This window comes from Burkholderia sp. MSMB1078WGS (genome assembly GCF_001528895.1).
Lineage (GTDB): Bacteria > Pseudomonadota > Gammaproteobacteria > Burkholderiales > Burkholderiaceae > Burkholderia.
The window spans coordinates 1-1,605 of record NZ_LPDI01000002.1 but is presented as its reverse complement, the minus strand read 5'-3'; the positions used below and the strand labels follow the sequence as shown (position 1 = coordinate 1,605).

The 1,605-nt window shown below is 49.3% G+C and carries 2 protein-coding genes; both read left to right on the top strand.

The annotated features are described in order from the left end of the window. Window positions 1-217: hypothetical protein (locus tag WT24_RS35070; protein WP_218921565.1), on the top strand; the 217-nt coding region annotated here is incomplete at its 5' end. Then, on the top strand, window positions 195-1,484 hold the full coding sequence (locus tag WT24_RS31810; RefSeq protein ID WP_082742039.1) for a hydroxymethylglutaryl-CoA reductase: 1,290 nt from the start codon (window positions 195-197) through the stop codon (window positions 1,482-1,484). The genes WT24_RS35070 and WT24_RS31810, both read left to right, overlap by 23 nt. Window positions 1,485-1,605 lie beyond the last annotated feature (121 nt).

Genomic DNA, 1,605 nt, shown 5'->3' with positions numbered 1-1,605 from the left:
GGCGGCATCCCGAAACGCTTACAAGGCGGTCTTTTTCGCTCGCGAGCATGCAATATTGTCCGAATTCTCAAGTTCCCTATTCTATGATGATTATTTTTATGCCACAATAATTCCAAATATAAATTACGTGACAGTAGTCGTTACACTCGATTGGCCGAATTCGTTTACCAAAAGACAAACGGAGAGAAACGGAAATGAAAAAAAACTTGGCGATTGAAAGGAATGACGTGCCCGTAACGCAAAGCGAAGTCCCGTTTCGACGTCTGAGAATGCCGGGGAAGACATTGCATACAGAGGAAGCGCGTCAGGCGCGCTTAGCGGTTCTTCAAGAATCCTCCGGATACGATCTGGGCCCAGTGGCGGAGATAGGTTTTTCTGCCGAAGCAGTTTGCCACAACATCGAAGCGCTGATCGGATCCGTTGAAGTACCTGTTGGTGCGGCGGGCCCACTCTTGATGGCTGGTCAACACGCGCGAGGAACAATATATGCGCCATTCGCGACAACGGAAGGGGCACTTGTCGCCTCCGCAAGTCGTGGTGCTGCCGCAATCAACTTGTGCGGCGGCGTCAAAGTCCGCGTTGTCAGCGATCAAATGATGCGCGTTCCGGTATTTGAGTACTCGAGCGTAGAAGAGGCCGTACTCGTCGCAAACTGGATTGAATCGCATTTCGAAGCGATACAAGCGCAGACGGCGGCTGTGTCCAAGCATGCGTATCTCAAGCAAATCCAGCCCAGCATTTTGGGACGTTACCTTCATGTGGCGTTCATCTTCAAGACGGGTGACGCAGCCGGTCAGAACATGACGACATCTTGCACTTGGACATGCTGCCAGTGGATACTGAACCAGCTTGAGCGAGAACAAGGGTTACTTCCTGTCAATTGGCTTATTGAGGGAAATGTTTCAAGTGACAAGAAAGTTAGTTTTCAATCACTTATTGGTGGGCGTGGTAAGCGTGTCATCGCAGAATGCAGACTTTCCGAACCAGTCACTAAACGCATTCTTCACGTGACGCCAGCACAGCTTTGTGATGCCTATCAAAAGCTGTCACTGGGAGCAGCGGCTGCCGGCATGGTAGGAGTGAATATAAATTTCGCAAACGCAGTTGCAGCCATATTTACGGCAACGGGGCAAGATATTGCCTGTTCGCACGAGTCGTCTCTCGGTTTGATGAATATTCATCTATGTGAGAACGGAGCCGCTATCCAAGCGACCGCTGTCCTGCCGAGCCTAATTGTTGGAACGGTAGGTGGTGGCACTGGATTGCCAAAACAACGAAAATTCTTGGAGTTGATGGGTTGCACTGGAGATAATTCCGCAAATCGGCTTGCAGAAATTATTGCCGGATATTGCTTGGCTCTCGACTTGTCAACTCTATCTGCAATTGCAAGCGGAGAATTTGTTTTTGCGCATAACAAATACGGAAGAAATCACCCGGATTATTCCGGCAGACGCGAAAATTTAAATCAGGTCGATTCTAGATAATATATTTCCGGGAATTGCGGCAACGTTTGGTCGCCCCAATTTTCGACAACTCCGAATCGTAATGTCGATGTTGGCTGCATAAATCTATATGACGCCTTGGTCGCGAATAGCTCCCCGTGCT